General features: G+C 62.7%; 12 protein-coding genes. 9 read left to right on the top strand and 3 right to left on the bottom strand.

All coding sequences use genetic code 11. The features are described from left to right. The first annotated feature begins 36 nt into the window (after nt 1–36). The 6 genes from GC119_RS05300 (at nt 37) to madM (ending at nt 5,016) form a co-directional block, all read left to right on the top strand. A complete protein-coding gene (locus GC119_RS05300) occupies nt 37–507 on the top strand; it encodes a hypothetical protein (protein ID WP_070575943.1) in 471 nt (156 codons plus the stop codon). Beyond that, on the top strand, nt 507–1,904 hold the full coding sequence (locus GC119_RS05295) for a tripartite tricarboxylate transporter permease (RefSeq protein ID WP_070575940.1): 1,398 nt from the start codon (nt 507–509) through the stop codon (nt 1,902–1,904). Before GC119_RS05300 ends, GC119_RS05295 begins: the two co-directional genes overlap by 1 nt. 135 nt (nt 1,905–2,039) lie before the next feature. Further along, complete coding sequence (gene dnaB, locus GC119_RS05290; protein ID WP_070575937.1) at nt 2,040–3,389, top strand: replicative DNA helicase; 1,350 nt, start codon at nt 2,040–2,042, stop codon at nt 3,387–3,389. A gap of 140 nt (nt 3,390–3,529) precedes the next feature. Then, nucleotides 3,530–3,712, top strand: a complete 183-nt coding sequence (locus GC119_RS05285) for a hypothetical protein (RefSeq protein WP_070575935.1) — start codon at nt 3,530–3,532, stop codon at nt 3,710–3,712. Between the two features lie 108 nt (nt 3,713–3,820). Continuing rightward, nucleotides 3,821–4,252 (top strand): malonate transporter subunit MadL, encoded by a 432-nt coding sequence (madL, locus tag GC119_RS05280; protein ID WP_083304222.1) that lies wholly within the window; start codon nt 3,821–3,823, stop codon nt 4,250–4,252. After that, nucleotides 4,252–5,016, top strand: a complete 765-nt coding sequence (madM, locus tag GC119_RS05275; protein WP_151952633.1) for a malonate transporter subunit MadM — start codon at nt 4,252–4,254, stop codon at nt 5,014–5,016. The genes madL and madM overlap by 1 nt, the downstream gene beginning before the upstream one ends. A gap of 257 nt (nt 5,017–5,273) precedes the next feature. Here the strand turns inward: madM and GC119_RS05270 are convergent, their stop codons facing one another. The 3 genes from GC119_RS05270 to GC119_RS05260 form a co-directional block, all read right to left on the bottom strand. Further along, entirely contained in the window at nt 5,274–7,430 is a 2,157-nt protein-coding gene (locus GC119_RS05270) for a 3-hydroxyacyl-CoA dehydrogenase NAD-binding domain-containing protein (protein ID WP_151952632.1), read from the bottom strand. 11 nt (nt 7,431–7,441) lie between these two features. Further along, on the bottom strand, nt 7,442–8,650 hold the full coding sequence (locus GC119_RS05265; RefSeq protein ID WP_256282542.1) for an acetyl-CoA C-acetyltransferase: 1,209 nt from the start codon (nt 8,648–8,650) through the stop codon (nt 7,442–7,444). A gap of 70 nt (nt 8,651–8,720) precedes the next feature. After that, entirely contained in the window at nt 8,721–9,566 is an 846-nt protein-coding gene (locus GC119_RS05260; RefSeq protein WP_151952631.1) for an alpha/beta fold hydrolase, read from the bottom strand. Nucleotides 9,567–9,679: 113 nt separating this feature from the next. Here GC119_RS05260 and GC119_RS05255 point away from each other — a divergent pair, with 113 nt between their 5' ends. The 3 genes from GC119_RS05255 (at nt 9,680) to GC119_RS05245 (ending at nt 15,112) form a co-directional block, all read left to right on the top strand. Next, the gene (locus tag GC119_RS05255; protein WP_151952630.1) at nt 9,680–12,166 is read left to right on the top strand and encodes a bifunctional lysylphosphatidylglycerol flippase/synthetase MprF; all 2,487 of its coding nucleotides are present in this window, start codon (nt 9,680–9,682) and stop codon (nt 12,164–12,166) included. Between the two features lie 9 nt (nt 12,167–12,175). Beyond that, the gene (locus tag GC119_RS05250) at nt 12,176–13,501 is read left to right on the top strand and encodes an alpha/beta hydrolase (RefSeq protein ID WP_151952629.1); all 1,326 of its coding nucleotides are present in this window, start codon (nt 12,176–12,178) and stop codon (nt 13,499–13,501) included. A gap of 81 nt (nt 13,502–13,582) precedes the next feature. Beyond that, on the top strand, nt 13,583–15,112 hold the full coding sequence (locus GC119_RS05245) for a SulP family inorganic anion transporter (protein WP_151952628.1): 1,530 nt from the start codon (nt 13,583–13,585) through the stop codon (nt 15,110–15,112). Nucleotides 15,113–15,129 lie beyond the last annotated feature (17 nt).

Raw genomic sequence — 15,129 nt, 5'->3', positions numbered from 1 at the left:
TGTCGCTCGACGACTTATTACATCTGGAGCTCAACGATGAGTAGCAATCTGTCTGACTCAGCCGCATCCCAGGGAGATCCCGGCGGCTACCTTCTCGTGTGGAACGACACGGTCCGTCCGAAAACGCTTTTGGCCGGGGTCCTCTGCGGCATTATCGGTGCCCTTATCGGCCTCTATGGCGGACGAGCCCTCTTCGGGCTGTTTATCGACAACCCCGATTTGGTGCACGTGTGGTCACTCGCGACTGCGCTGGTCGGCTGCCTCGGAGCCGGCTTCGTCACCGCATTCATTGCAAAGCCCGCCCGAGAGATCGTCGAGACGCCTGATGAGGCCGGTCGAATCGAAAGCATTGTGACCGAGCTTGCCGCCGACCCGAAGGGGTTGGGCTCACTTGAAGACGCGAGCGAAATGTCGCGCAGGGAGCTCGAGCAGGCAGGTCTGACAAGCGTCTTTGAGGAGTTCGAACAGTCTCAGAAATCAAATGCTGACAAGGGAGGCGAACGCTGATGGAACTCCTCCTCGCGGATCTGCCGTTGGCGATCCTCATGGCGCTCATTGGCGCACTCGTTTTCTCACTGATCGGCATTGTCTCGGGAACCGATGAAACAGCAACGATTGCTCCGCTGACGCTTGTAGTCATCCTGCTTGGAGTCCCTCCGGCCGGCGTTTGGACATTCTTCTTCGCAGCGGCTGTTTCCAAACACATGACCCATGCAATTCCAACGATGCTGCTGGGCATACCCGGCGACACGATGGCTGTCCCGCTATTGGACGAGGCTCGCCAAATGCGGGCACTGGGGCTGCCCCATGTTGCTCTCCGCAAGGCTGTCTCGGCAGCCATTATCTCCGCCTTCATCGCTGTTCCCACAGCAATGGTGTTCTCGTTTGTTCTGTCGCCATTCAGCGAGCTGATCGGCGACCTTGCCCCGTGGCTGTTCCTCGTTGCAGCATTCGGCATCGGCTACGCTTCGGCAGGCAAATGGGCCGGAGTTTTTGCCATCATTCCCTTTGCGGCAATCGTGCTCGGTCTCAACGCCTGGCTGGGCTCCTTCGACACCTCGGTGTCAACCAGCTACTTCCTCGGCATTGCTACGGGCCCCCTGCTGCTCGACCTTCTGCGCGCTGCCGTTCCGCTCAACCGCAGAGAAATGGCACGAGAAACCCCCTCACGCGTGTACCTCGCTCCCGTGCCCGAAGAACAGGGAGAAAAGAAGCGAAGCGGATGGTTCCCCAACCCGCTCAGAGAACTGGACCGCACGCAAAAGCTCGCAACTGTGAGTACGTCAGTCGTATCGTCGGCAACCTTTGTCTTCTCCCCTGTAGCTATGACAGTCCTTATGGGTGAACTGGCTGGTTCGCGCATTAAGCAGGGCTATCAGAGGCTGACAACCGTGCTTGCCGCGAAGAACGGCACAACAGAATCGACCTACATTGCGGAAGCGATGATTCCGCTTATTGCGTTTGGCCTGCCTCTGAGCCCGGTCTCTGCGGGCCCCGCTGCACCGCTGTTCAACGCGCCACCGGTCTTCCACACTGACGCGGAGAGCGGCCAGCACTACAACATTTCGGACGCACTGACCAGCTGGGAGTTCTTCGGCCTCGCACTGATCGGCGTTATCGCTGCCGCACTCATCGCCTACCCGTTCTCAATGCGCTACGCGCACACGGCAGCCAAGTTCGTCGTCTCTAAGGTCAGCCACGAAGCGATTATCGCTGCGTTTGTCGGTCTGGTTGTTGCGGTGAGCCTGTGGGAAAGCGGAATTCTCGGTCTCGTGGTGGTGCTGACGGTCGGGGTGCTCTCAGGTCTGCTCATTCGAGTCCTTCGCATTCACGCAGGCGTGCTCTTCATGGCCTATTACGTGGCGATCCTGAGCGTGCCTGGAATCATGGCGCTCCTCGGTTGACCAGGTGACCCCAGGGCAGCCGGGCGGGAGAAGGGTGGCGACTTCCGCCTCGTAAGAGGACCGGACCGGCTATGTCAGCGGGTGGTCCTATGATGGTGAGCCGCGGGGAGCCCCGCGCATCAGGGGAAGGGACAGATGGCCGACAACACATGGGAACACGCGGACGCGGGTCTGCGCACACCACCGCAGGACCGTGACGCCGAAGCCAGTGTGCTCGGCGGCATGATGCTGTCCAAGGACGCGATTGCGGACGTTGTCGAACTCCTGCGCGGCGACGACTTCTACATTCCGGCCCACGAAACCATCTACGACACCATCCTCGACCTCTACGCGGCAGGCGAACCCGCAGACGCCGTCACGGTGGCCAACGCCCTGTCCAAAGCCGGCTCTATCGCCAGGATCGGCGGACCCGCCTACCTGCACACCCTCATTTCGTCCGTGCCCACGGCCGCCAATGCCGGCTTCTACGCGAACATCGTCCGCGAACAGGCCATGCTGCGCAAACTCGTCGAAGCCGGCACGCGCATTGTGCAGATGGGCTACGACGCCGAAGGCGACACAGAAGACCTCGTCAACCGTGCACAGGCCGAAATCTATTCGGTCACCGAGCGCAACGCCTCGGAAGACTACGTGCGCCTGGCAGACGTGCTGGGGCCGACAGTCGAAGAAATCGAGCGCTCCGGTGCCCACGACGGCGACACCATCGGCGTGCCCACCGGCTTCTACGAATTCGACGAACTCACCAACGGCCTGCACGCCGGGCAGATGATCGTCATCGCCGCCCGCCCCGGTATGGGCAAATCAACGCTCGCCCTGGACTTCGCGCGCTCCGCCGCCATCCACAACAGCGAGACCACCGTCATCTTCTCGCTGGAAATGGGTAGGCAGGAACTCACCATGCGCCTGCTGTCAGCCGAATCCGGCATCCCGCTGCAGGCCCTGCGCCACGGTGACCTCGACCAGAGCCGCGACTGGACCACCCTGGCCAACACCATGGGTCGAATCAACGACGCCCCGCTGTACATGGACGACTCCCCAAACATGGCGCTCACTGAAATCCGTGCCAAGTGCCGCAGGCTCAAACAGCAGCACGATCTCAAAATGGTCGTCATCGACTACTTGCAGCTCATGACCTCCGGCAAGCGCGTCGAATCACGCCAGCAGGAAGTCTCCGAATTCTCCCGCTCGCTCAAACTGCTGGCCAAGGAACTTGAGGTTCCCGTGATTGCGCTGTCCCAGCTGAACCGATCCTCCGAACAGCGCACCGACAAACGCCCCATGGTGTCTGACCTGCGTGAATCCGGTTCGATCGAACAGGACGCGGACATGGTTCTGCTGATCCACCGCGAAGACGTCTACGACCCCGAATCACCATCGGCTGGTGAAGCTCAGATCATCGTCGCCAAACACCGCAACGGACCCACCGGCGAAATCACCGTCGCATTCCAGGGTGCGAAATCGCGCTTTGCGAACATGCCGCGGTGACGGGACGAGTGTTTGGCACCTCGCGCCTGGGAACAGTAGGCGGCTGGCACCTGAGAGCCCGCCCGGAAAAGTGTGCACAAACGCTGGACGGGGTAGACTGGGTTCGAATGTCCTAATCCGCTTTAGTGAAGAGGTCGCTTATGCAGGTCATCGGTGCGATCATCGCCCTTATCGTCTTCGTTGCCATGTGGGTCCTCCTGCCCGCACTGTGCGTCGCCATCGGCTGGGTCATGTGCTGGATCTACGAACTCGGCCGTCGCGCGTTCTTCAACCACGCTGCGCACCAGCCCAAGACCGACCAGCTGGCAAAGCCCACCAGCTGAACCATCTGAACTGAAAGCCGGTCCGCCCGCCGCGGACCGGCTTTTCTGTGCGCAGTCGCAGCTTTCAACCTGTCAATCCTCTAACCGTTTATCCGAAAGGAGCGAGCGATGATTCTCTACGGAGTCGCCGCGCTCGCCGCAAGCGTGCTGGCAGGCACCATCATCGGCGAAATCCTCGGCCAGCTTCTGGGCGTAGATGCCAACGTCGGGGGAGTGGGCTTCGGCATGATCCTCCTGATTGCGCTGACCACATGGCTTCGCAGCAAAGGCAAACTGCCCACTCCGACAGAACACGGTGTGCTGTTCTGGAACGCCATGTACATTCCGATTGTCGTAGCAATGGCCGCAATCCAAAACGTCTACGCGGCTGTCGGCGCCGGTCCCGTTGCCCTGGCCGCCGGTGCTGCCGCAACTGTCGCCAGCCTGGCCATGGTGCCGCTGCTTTCCAAAATCGGTGCCCCGAGCGAACCTCTGCCGAATATCGAGGAACCAGCCGACGCTGCAGAACCAGCCGACGCACCCGAAGGCGGTGACCGCTGATGCTCGACACAGTTCTCTCAGTCCTTGAAGACCTCGACCTGCTGGTGGCGTTCGTGGTCGTTGCAGTCATCATGATCGTCTCCGGCTGGCTGTCAAAAGCCCTCACGGGCGGACGGCTGCAGGCCTCGGCCATCGCAATCGTGCTGGGCCTGGTGCTCGCCTACTTCGGCGGACTGGCAACCGGCGGCAAGAAGGGCATTTCAGACATCGCAGTCTTCGGCGGCATGGCGCTGTTGGGCGGTTCCATGCTGCGTGACTTCGCAATTGTCGCAACTGCCTACGGGATCGATGTGCGCGAACTCAAACGCTCCGGGCTGCCCGGTGCGCTGTCGCTCATCATCGGTGTAGTGCTGTCGTTCGTCGTCGGGGCCGGTGTTGCCGTGGCTTTCGGCTACCGGGACGCGGAATCAATCGCAACAATCGGTGCGGGAGCAGCCACCTACATAGTCGGCCCGGTCACCGGAACCGCAGTCGGCGCATCCGAAACCGTCATTGCCCTGTCCGTCGCCGCGGGTCTGGTCAAGTCGGTGCTCGTCATGATTGGGACGCCTATTGCCGCGAAGCTCATCGGACTGAACAACCCCAAATCCGCCATGATCTACGGCGGGCTGATGGGCACAACCTCCGGTGTCGCCGCAGGGCTCGCCGCCACTGATGAACGCCTGGTGCCCTACGGCGCCATGACCGCCACGTTCTACACCGGTCTGGGCTGCCTGCTGGGCCCGAGCGTGTTCTACCTGGCGGTGCGAGCCATCACCGGCTGACGCAACCAGAGGTGCCGGTGGCCCCCCACCCACTCAGTCACCCGCCTGCCAAAGTTACTCTGCCGTCTAGCCGGAATACGGAGGGGAAATCGCCGTTTTCGCCTCCGTATTCCACCTAGACAGCAGAACTGCCGAGTAGGCAAGAAAAACAGCTGCGGGGGCGGTCGCGGAAAAGTCCGCAACCGCCCCCGCAGCTGTATCAGTTCACGTCCCCGCGCCTGCGCGGCAACTACCCAGCCACACGCATCACACGCGGATCAGAGGAAGGCTTCGCCTGCCTCTGCACGCTTCTTGAGGTATTCCGAAGGTGCGAAGCGTTCGCCGTACTTCTGCGCGAACTCTTCAGCGCGGGCAACAAAGGCCTTCATGCCGCCGGGGTAGCCGTTGATGTACTGGAGCACACCACCGGTCCAGGCGGGGAAGCCGATGCCGAGGATCGAACCGATGTTGCCATCGGCCACGGTCGTGAGAACGCCCTCTTCCAGGCAGTTGACGGAGTCGATTGCCTCAGCGAACAGCATGCGCTCGCCCAGTTCGTGAATGTCGACGCCTTCGTGCTTGGAGTTGTACTTCTCACGCAGACCTGGCCACAGGCGGGCGCGCTGGCCGTCTTCGTATTCGTAGAAGCCTGCGCCGTCCTTGCGTCCGGGGCGACCTTCGTCGAGCATCCAGGCAACAACGTCCTGACCAAACTCTTCGAAGCGCTTGCCCTCAGCCTGGTTGCCTGCGCGGGTTGCGTCCGCGATCTTCTTGTTCAGGGTGAGCGTCAGTTCGTCCATCAGCTGCAGCGGACCGGCGGGGTAGCCGGCCTGCAGGGCAGCCTGTTCGATCATCTGCGGTTCGACGCCCTCACCGACCATGCCGATGGCCTCCATGAGGAACGTACCGATGACGCGCGAGGTGAAGAAGCCGCGCGAATCGGTGACCACGATGGGCGTCTTGCGGATCTGCTGAACGAAGTCGAAGGTCTTCGCAAGCACAGCATCCGAGGTCTTCTCGCCGCGGATGATCTCCACCAGCGGCATCTTGTCGACAGGGCTGAAGAAGTGGATGCCGATGAAGTCTTCCTTGCGCTCGACACCTTCTGCCAACGTGGTGATCGGCAGGGTCGAGGTGTTGGAACCGAGAACAGCGTCGGGTTCGACGACATCTTGGATTTCCTGGAACACCTGCTGTTTGACGTCGACGTTCTCGAAAACAGCTTCGATGACGAAGTCAACGCCCTTGAAGTCAGCAGCGTCACCGGTGGTGGTGATGCGGTCCAGGAGTGCCTGCGACTTGTCTTCGGTGGTGCGGCCGCGCTCAAGCGCCTTGGCTTCGAGCTTCCGGGCGTAGTCCTTGCCCTTTTCGGCTGCTTCCTTCGACACGTCCTTCAGCACAACGTCGATGCCGGCCTTCGCGCTGACGTAGGCGATGGCAGCACCCATCATGCCGGCACCGAGAACACCGACCTTGGTGGCCTGGAACTTCTCAAAGCCCTCGGGGCGGGACTTGCCGGCCTTGATGGCCTGCATGTTGAAGAAGAACGCCGTGATCATGTTGGTCGACGTGGGGTGCGCGAGCAGGCTGATCAGGTAACGGGACTCAATTGTCGAGGCGGTGTCGAAGTCCACGCGGGCACCTTCGACTGCCGCTGACATTGCGGCAAGCGGGGCCGGCATGGGGGCACCCTTGAGCTGCTTGCGCAGCTGGGCGGGAAGTGCAGCCACGAGGCCCTGGTTGTCCTTCGGTGCACCGCCGGGAATCTTGAAACCGCGTTCGTCCCACGGCTTGACGGGTGCCGGGTTTTCCTTGATCCAGGCGCGGGCAGCTTCGTCCATCTGGTCCAGGGGCACGACGTTGTCGATCAGCCCGATGGCCAGTGCCTTTTCCTGGTCGAACGGCTTGGCCGGCAGGATGACGTTCTGGAGTGCTTTCTGCAGGCCAAGCATGCGGGTCACACGGGTGACACCGCCGCCGCCGGGCAGCAGGCCCAGGCTGACTTCGGGCAGACCCAGCTGGATGCGGCCGTTGTCAGATGCGGCGATCCTGTGGTGGCAGGCCAGCGCAACTTCGAAGCCGCCGCCAAGTGCCGCACCGTTGATGGCTGCGACGACCGGCTTGCCCAGCTGCTCCAGTCGGCGCATGAGGGCTTTGGTGTGTTCGAGTTTTTCGAATTCGGGTTCCAGTGCCTCTTGCGGCATGTTGAGGAAGCCGGTGAGGTCAGCTCCTGCGAACCAGATCTTCTTCTTGGCGCTCTTGATGACGACGCCGGTGATGGAGTCGACTTCCGCTTCCAGGCGCTCGACGGTTCCTTCGAGCGAGGTGAGGAAGTGCTGGTTCATGATGTTGGCGCCGCTGTTGGGATCGTCCATTGTGATGGTGACGATTCCGTCGGGGCTCTGGGACCAGTCGTATCCGGTGTATTCAGTCATGGTTCTTCCCCTCAGACTCGCTCGATGATGGTTGCGATGCCCATGCCGCCGCCGATGCACAGGGTGGCGAGGCCGCGCTTGAGGTCACGGCGCTCGAGTTCGTCCAGCAGCGTGCCCAGGATCATGGCGCCGGTGGCACCCAGCGGGTGGCCCATGGCGATGGCGCCGCCGTTGACGTTGACCTTGTCGTGCGGGATGTTGAGGTCCTTCATCCACTTGAGCACAACAGCCGCGAATGCTTCGTTGAGTTCGAAAAGGTCGATGTCTTCAACCTTAAGCCCCGCGGTCTTGAGCACCTTTTCGGTGGCCGGGGTGGGCCCGGTCAGCATAATCGTCGGGTCCGAACCGGTGACGGCGGTGGCGACGATGCGCGCACGCGGCTTCATGCCGAGCTTGTCGCCGATTTCCTTGGTGCCGACCAGCGTCAGCGCCGCGCCGTCGACGATGCCGGAGGAGTTTCCGCCGTGGTGGACGTGGTTGATCTTCTCGATGTGTGTGTACTTCTGCAGTGCGACAGCGTCGAAGCCGACTTCTTCGCCGAGTTTGGTGAAGGACGGCTTGAGCTTGGCGAGGTCGTCCACGGTGGTGCCGGGGCGGCGGTGTTCGTCTTCTGCCAGAACGGTGAAGCCGTTCATGTCTTTGACCGGGACGATCGACTTGTCGAAGTAGCCGTTCTGCCAGGCGTTCTCGGCGCGCTTCTGCGATTCGACGGCGTATGCGTCGCAGTCTTCGCGGGTGAAGCCTTCGGTGGTGGCGATGAGGTCAGCGCCGATGCCCTGCGGTGCGAAGTAGGAGTGGTAGGCCGTCTGTGGGTCTTCTGCCCACGCGCCGCCGTCTGCGCCCATGGGGACGCGGGACATGGATTCGACACCGCCGGCGAGCACCAGCTGGTCCCATCCGGCCGAGGTTTTCTGGGCAGCCGTGTTGACGGCTTCCAGGCCCGAGGCGCAGAACCGGTTGAGCTGCACACCTGCCACGGTGTCGGGCAGTCCGGCGGCAATCGCTGCGGTGCGGGCGATGACCGCACCCTGTTCGTCAACGGGGGTGACAACACCGAGCACGATGTCGTCGATCTGGTTGGGGTCAGCCTGGGGGTTGCGTTCGAGAACGGCGTCGATGAGGCCGGTCACGAGGTCAATGGGTTTGGTGCCGTGCAGTGCGCCGCCGCGGTTCTTACCGCGCGGGGTTCGCACTGCGTCATAGATGTACGCGTCTGACATCAGTGTCCTCCGATCTGGGGAGCAGTTTGTGTCTAAGCTAACACAAACCAAACGATCGTTTGAGTTGTTCTCAGCGCGCGGATTCCGCTGCGCTTTTCAGTTCACTCAGGATCGTTTCGCCGTGCTCAGACAGGGCGTTGACGTGCCCCACACCGGGCAGAATCGTCAGCTGCGAACCAGCGAGCGCACGGCTGATGCGGTGGCTGACCTCGGGCTTTACGGTAGTGTCGTCTTCGCCGTGCCACAGCAGGAACGGCGGCAGCCCCTTTTGATTCCAGTTGAGGAAACGGCTCCACGGACCGTAGATCGCCCAGGAATCGCGCACGGCACCGCGCAGGTGCTCACGGCCCCGGCCGACGGCAGTATCCAAAGAAGCAGTGAAAATGCTGGCCGCACGCAGTGACCGTCGGCGGCTGCCGGACCGGGCAACCAGCCGCCGACCCAACCGCGGCAGCCCCAGAATCCCGGCCAGAACGGGCATGCCAACCGCCCAGGCGCCTCGTGAGACCACAGCAGAAACACCGGTGGGCGAACCGGCAGGCGCAATCAGACCGACAGCGCTGGCCCGGTTCGGATAGCGCAGCGCAAAGGCGATAGCGTGTGGACCGCCCCCGGAAAAGCCCAGAAGCATGGCAGCGGGCAGGCCCAGTTGATCGAGCAGCGTGTACGCGTCCTCGGCCCATTCGAGAACGCTGCGCCCCGGCAGGTGCGTAGAACCGCCATAGCCCGGCCGGTGCGGGGCGATGATCCTGATTCCCAAACGTCCGGCGGCGTGGTGCAGAACCTGAGCTTCGCGGCCAGAACCCGGGGTGCCGTGGACGTACAGCAGCGGCACACCGGTGGGCTCGCCCCATTCGTCCCACACGAGCACACGGCCGTCGGCGAGTGTGGTCGAGTTTGAGAAATTGCTCGTCATAATCGTCTGCCGTTCACAGGCCCCATTCTAGGCGGCAGGGAGGAAAACCTTTGGAAAAGCGGAGGAAAACCTGACGACGTACGAAGAAATTGGGCTATAGAGTTATCAGCCTTATGACTAGTTCAGTGCAAGAAGAAACCGCACCGATGCGCGGCCGTGCAGCGCTGCACGCCTGCGTCGAATGGCTGCGGTCTGGGCCCGTGAGCACGGTGTTTGCCGTGCTGGTCCTCGCGGGCTGGGACTTCCAACGGTCCGCTGTGGCAGAAACTCCAGCTGGCGATGAGTCCGGGATCCTCGTACGGCTGCTGCCGTCTGGTTCGGTCAGCCCCTGCTACTTCGCGGCGGTCGTAGTCCTGGTGCTTGCTGTGGGCATCTGGGCCGAGCGCAGACTCGGTTCGCTGAGGTATGCGATCATCGGCGTCGTCGGGCACACGGCCTCAATTGTGCTCGTCACACTCGTGTCCAGGGCGCTCGCCCACACCCCCGTGGAATGGTTCCGCGTGTTTGCCGAGACCCCGTCCTCGTCCGTTGGAGCGTGGCTGTTTGCCACCGGGGTTGCTGCGGCCGGATTGACGGAGGGCGTTATGCGCCGCCGGGTGATTCTGCTGGTGGGCGTGTACCTGGCCGTGATGGTCACGTGCGCAGGTGAGGCGCGGGACTTCGAACACCTGGTGGCGGTGGGCATCGGGCTTGCTGCCGGCCGTGTGATCGGCGGGCCCATCCCCAAGCGCCGCGTGGGTTCGCGGCTTGAAGCGCGTGAATTCATCGTCACCGGAATCGTGGCGATCATCGCCGCATCCGTGATTTCAATGCGCGCCGAATACTTCATCGGCCCCCTGGCCTCGGTGCGATACCTGTTTGAAGCGTCAATCACACCCGAACAGATAGAGGCGGTGTGCGCATCCGGGACCGAAGCGGCGTGCCAGCGGGCAGAGGCCTTCAGCCGCAGCACCAGCCTGGGCTCGATTATCCGCCTGGCTATGCCGTGGCTGGTGCAGCTGAGCTTCCTGCCCGGACTGCGCCGGGGTCGACAGGCCGCGGCCATCGGCACGGTGCTCCTGCAGGCCTACATTCTCCTGCGCTCTGCCATTGCCGCGGCCACGATTTCCGGCCTGTACCGCTACTGGGATGAATCCGGTGCTGTTCTGGGGCTTGATCCGGCCGTCGGCCCGGGGCTGCAGCTGTTCGTGCCGATCATCATTCCACTGTTGGTCATTGCGGTGGTTGTGTGGAAGTGGAAGCTGTTCCCGGTTCGCCCTGTCGCCGGGTGGTACCGCAGGCTGACGCTGTTTGTCTTCTCCGGTGTCGTGCTGGGTGCTGTTGTCGCTGTGGCGGCGGGTCTTCTTCTGCGTTCCCACCTGGGTGAGACCCCGACAGTCGGAAGGCTCGTGTGGGACTACATCATCCACATCGTGCCCGGTCTGCGGCTTCTGAGCCCCGTGGGTCCCCTGACAGCTGACGATGCGTTCGGTCGCTTTGCCCTGGACATCGGCACCCTGGTGCCGTGGGCGGTCATTGTCGTGGTCGCTCTGCGCGCAGTGACCAGGGGAGTGGTCGAAAGCAGCGACCAGACGGCGGTGCCCTACCGCGACATTCTGCGCAGGGTGGGCGCGGGAACGCTTGGCTGGATGACTACGTGGAAAGACAACAGCGTGTGGATCAGCGGCAGCGGGCGGGCAGGTATTGCCTTCCGCGGACGCGATGGTGCCGCTCTCACTGTCACAGATCCGGCGGCCAGCCCGGAGGAACTGTCTGACGTCATGGACGAATTCTCCCGCTGGGCGGTTCGGCAGGGACTGGTGCCGATCTTCTACTCCGTACACGATGCCGCGGCCGATGTCGCACGCAGCTGGGGATGGTCCTGTGTTCCGGTGGCAACCGAAACCGTGGTCGATCTGGGCCAGGTGGAGTTCAAGGGCAAAGCCTTCCAAGACGTCCGCACCGCTGTTAACCGTGCGAAGAAGGAGGGTGTGGAAGCCGAGTGGATGACGTGGGAGAGCGCGCCGCTGGCCATACGGGATCAGATCGAGGCGATTTCGCAGCACTGGGCCGAACAGAAGCCCCTGCCGGAAATGGGCTTCACACTCGGTGGGGTCGCGGAGCTTGACGACCCAGAGGTTCGCCTGCTTGTCGCCGTCGACGAGGACCGCACGGTCCACGGGGTGACGTCGTGGATGCCGGTGTACGAAGACGGCGAGGTCATCGGTTTGACGCTGGACTTCATGCGCAGGCGCGACGGCGGCTTCCGACCGGTCATGGAGTTCCTCATTGCGCGGGCCATTATCAGCGCTCAGGATGAGGGGCTGCGTGTGCTGTCGCTGTCAGGCGCACCTCTGGTCACAGAAGCCGATGAGCCGGGCATGATCCACTCGGTGCTTGCCGCGCTGAGCGCTCGCCTGGAACCGGTCTACGGCTTCAATTCGCTGTACGCGTTTAAGCACAAATTCCAGCCGCGCACGGAAACCATGTGGTTGGCGGTACCCGAAGTCGCTGATCTGGCTCGCGCTGCCCGCGCTGTCAGTCACGCCTATCTGCCCAATCTCAGCGTGCGCGACACCGTGCGCTTGGGATCAGAGCTGCTGCGCTCATCCAAAGACTGAGAACCGACGATGACGTGGCTTCGGAATGCCCTTGACGGTGTTCTCCTGCTGGGAGCGGGGCCCGAGTTCGCCTTCGGTGTTCTCATAGTCGCAGCGGTCATCGTCGTTGTGCTGCTGCGCGGACTGCACTTTTCACGGACCGGCTGGATGTTTGTGCTCGGGGTTCCCACGGCATTTGCCGTGGCCGCTTGGTTCGTATTCGATGTTCTGTGGCTGCCCTTTGTGGATCCCTTCGGTTGGATTATCTGGGCCCTGCTGTGGGTTGGCGTTTTCCTCCCCCTGTTGGCCCTGTGGCCCCGCCAGCCGGTGCTGGTTGGCTTGGATGCGACGGCCCTATCGAGGCTTCTGCGCCTGCAGCCGCTGTGGAAGCTGGGCCGCGCGGCGACAGCTGCCGTGATCGCGGTGGCAGTGTTGTTGAGCACCGCCGGAATGTTGGGTGCCATGAATGCGCGGTTCGGGGCCTACCGGACACTGGCTGGGGCTGTGGGCGGGGGCGCGGACTACCGCAGCTTGGGCGATGTTCCGCAGGGGCCCGTGGACGGGCAGGTGTCTGGGCGCGGAACCCTTGTCGAGGCGCAGCTGCCCGGTGCGCGGTCTGGGTGGAATCCGCGCCCGGCTGTCATCTATCTGCCGCCCGTTTACCAGCACGCAGGCGGCAGGGATCTGCCCGTGCTGGTTCTCATGGCCGGTCAGCCTGGGGCTCCGCGAACGTGGGTTGATGCCGGTGAAATGCAGATGAGCCTGGATGCCTACGCCGCCGCACACGACGGTGCCGCTCCCGTGGTGGTCGTGGTCGATCAGCTGGGCGGTTCGCTCACAAGTCCGCTGTGTTCGGATTCCGAGGCAGGCAATGTTGCTGAGTATCTGCAGCGGGATGTTCCTGACTGGATTGAAAAGAACCTTCAGGTCACCCATGACAGAGACAGGTGGGGGATCGGCGGGCTGTCGAACGGCGGCACGTGTGCGCTGCAGGTTGTGACTCGGGCGCCTGATGCATATTCGCTGGTGCTCAACTTCTCCGGTGAAGCAGCTCCCGAGGTGTCAGGTTCAGCCAGTGCTGTCGACGTGATTTTTCACGGGGATGAACGCGCATACAGTCAGAACAACCCGGCTGACCTCATGAAGCAGCGGCGCTATCCCTTGGTGCGGGGAGTCTTCTCAGTCGGGGCTGAAGACGATCGCTACCGCCATGAGCTCAGAATGCTGTGTGACGAAGGCCGGGCTGCCGGCATGCAGCTTGAATGGCGCGAATATCCCGGCGGTCATTCGTGGCAGGTGTGGCGGCCGGCCTTTGCCGATCAGCTGACGTGGTTCGGCCAGCAGACGGGCCTGTGAAATCGCCCGCTGAAAGCCGTTCGGGCGGGTGTTCGGGGAATCTCGTGCACACCCGGTGTGTGGCACTCGTAGCCTAGAGCCATGGAGACCCTCACCCCGCTGCCGGAAGATCCGAACCGCTACCGCGCCAAACCGACCGTTGCGGAAGCGCTGCGCTCGCCGAAGATGCTGTCGCGCGAGGTGCTGGCCGGGCTGGTGGTGGCACTGGCTCTCATTCCGGAGGCCATTGCGTTCTCCGTCATTGCGGGCGTTGACCCCAAGGTCGGTCTGTTCGCCAGCTTCATCATGGCGGTGGTGACATCGATAGTCGGCGGCCGCCCGGCGATGATTTCGGCGGCTACGGGGGCGGTCGCGCTCGTCATCGCCCCGGTTTCGCGCCTGTACGGTTTCGACTATTTCATTGCCACCGTGATCCTCGCCGGAGTCTTTCAGGTGACACTGGCGCTGTTGGGAGCACCGAAGCTCATGCGGTTCATACCCCGCAGTGTCATGGTCGGCTTCGTCAACGCTCTGGCGATCCTCGTGTTCATGTCACAGCTGCCGCACCTGTTCAATGTGCCCAGTGCTGTCTACTGGCTGGTGGCAGCCGGACTCGTGTTGCTGATCGTGATTCCGCGTTTCCTTCCCAGCGCGTGGGCTCCCCTCATCACAATCGTGCTCATGACGATTGCGGTGGTGTCCTTCGGCATCAGCGTGCCGACCGTCGGTGATCAGGGTGAACTGCCCAGCAGCCTGCCCGGCTTCTTCCTGCCCGATGTCCCGCTGACCGTGGAGACCTTCACAACGATTGCGCCCTACTCTTTGGCGATGGCGGTTGTCGGGCTGTTGGAGTCGCTGCTGACTGCCAAACTCGTCGATGAGATCACGGATACGCACTCGCGGAAGGTCCGCGAAAGCATGGGCCAGGGAATCGCGAATATGGTCTCCGGGTTCTTCGGTGCGATGGGCGGCTGCGCTGTCATCGGGCAGACGATGATCAACGTCAAGATCTCCGGTGCCCGCACGCGGATCTCAACTTTCCTGTCAGGAGTGTTTCTGCTGATCCTCGTGGTCACGCTCGGGGACACTGTTGGGCAGGTCCCCATGGCTGCCCTTGTGGCGGTCATGATGATCGTCGTCTACCAGACCTTCGACTGGCGTTCGATCGCCCCGAAGACGCTTAAGCGCATGCCGAAGTCTGAAACGGCGATCATGCTCATCACCGTTGTGTTCGTCGTCATCAGCGGCAACCTGGCGGTGGGTGTTGGGGCCGGTGTCATCGCAGCCGCGATCCTCTTTGTGCGCAGGGTGGCGCACTTTGCGGAAGTTGAGCGGCACCTCGACAGTGATCCCGACAGCAGCCGGGCGCGAGCCCGCTACACGGTCACCGGTGAACTGTTCTTCGCTTCCAGCAATGACCTCACCACGCAGTTCGGCTATTCAGAAGACCCCGACCTTGTGGTGATCGACATGACGCACACGCGGGTGTGGGACGCCTCGACCGTCACCGCGCTGGATGCGATCGTCACCAAGTACGCCGAACTGGGCACAGAAGTTCACTTCATAGGAATGGACGATGTCACTCGGCAGCTGCACGGAAGGCTGAGCGATGACACCCACTCGTCACGGTGAGCAGTTCTAGCGAATCT

The organism is Brevibacterium sp. Marseille-P9724 (genome assembly GCF_902500275.1).
GTDB lineage: Bacteria > Actinomycetota > Actinomycetes > Actinomycetales > Brevibacteriaceae > Brevibacterium.
Note: the sequence above shows the minus strand (reverse complement) of the source record. Positions and strands in the feature narration are given on the sequence as shown.

What these genes read in the sequence shown, in the direction of transcription:
- GC119_RS05295 (WP_070575940.1), top strand. Translation starts at nt 507, where the DNA reads ATGGAACTCCTCCTCGCGGATCTGCCGTTGGCGATCCTCATGGCGCTC.
- GC119_RS05245 (WP_151952628.1), top strand. Translation starts at nt 13,583, where the DNA reads ATGGAGACCCTCACCCCGCTGCCGGAAGATCCGAACCGCTACCGCGCC.
- madM (WP_151952633.1), top strand. Translation starts at nt 4,252, where the DNA reads ATGCTCGACACAGTTCTCTCAGTCCTTGAAGACCTCGACCTGCTGGTG.
- GC119_RS05285 (WP_070575935.1), top strand. Translation starts at nt 3,530, where the DNA reads ATGCAGGTCATCGGTGCGATCATCGCCCTTATCGTCTTCGTTGCCATG.
- madL (WP_083304222.1), top strand. Translation starts at nt 3,821, where the DNA reads ATGATTCTCTACGGAGTCGCCGCGCTCGCCGCAAGCGTGCTGGCAGGC.
- GC119_RS05300 (WP_070575943.1), top strand. Translation starts at nt 37, where the DNA reads ATGAGTAGCAATCTGTCTGACTCAGCCGCATCCCAGGGAGATCCCGGC.
- GC119_RS05260 (WP_151952631.1), bottom strand. Translation starts at nt 9,566, where the DNA reads ATGACGAGCAATTTCTCAAACTCGACCACACTCGCCGACGGCCGTGTG.
- dnaB (WP_070575937.1), top strand. Translation starts at nt 2,040, where the DNA reads ATGGCCGACAACACATGGGAACACGCGGACGCGGGTCTGCGCACACCA.
- GC119_RS05255 (WP_151952630.1), top strand. Translation starts at nt 9,680, where the DNA reads ATGACTAGTTCAGTGCAAGAAGAAACCGCACCGATGCGCGGCCGTGCA.
- GC119_RS05270 (WP_151952632.1), bottom strand. Translation starts at nt 7,430, where the DNA reads ATGACTGAATACACCGGATACGACTGGTCCCAGAGCCCCGACGGAATC.
- GC119_RS05250 (WP_151952629.1), top strand. Translation starts at nt 12,176, where the DNA reads ATGACGTGGCTTCGGAATGCCCTTGACGGTGTTCTCCTGCTGGGAGCG.
- GC119_RS05265 (WP_256282542.1), bottom strand. Translation starts at nt 8,650, where the DNA reads ATGTCAGACGCGTACATCTATGACGCAGTGCGAACCCCGCGCGGTAAG.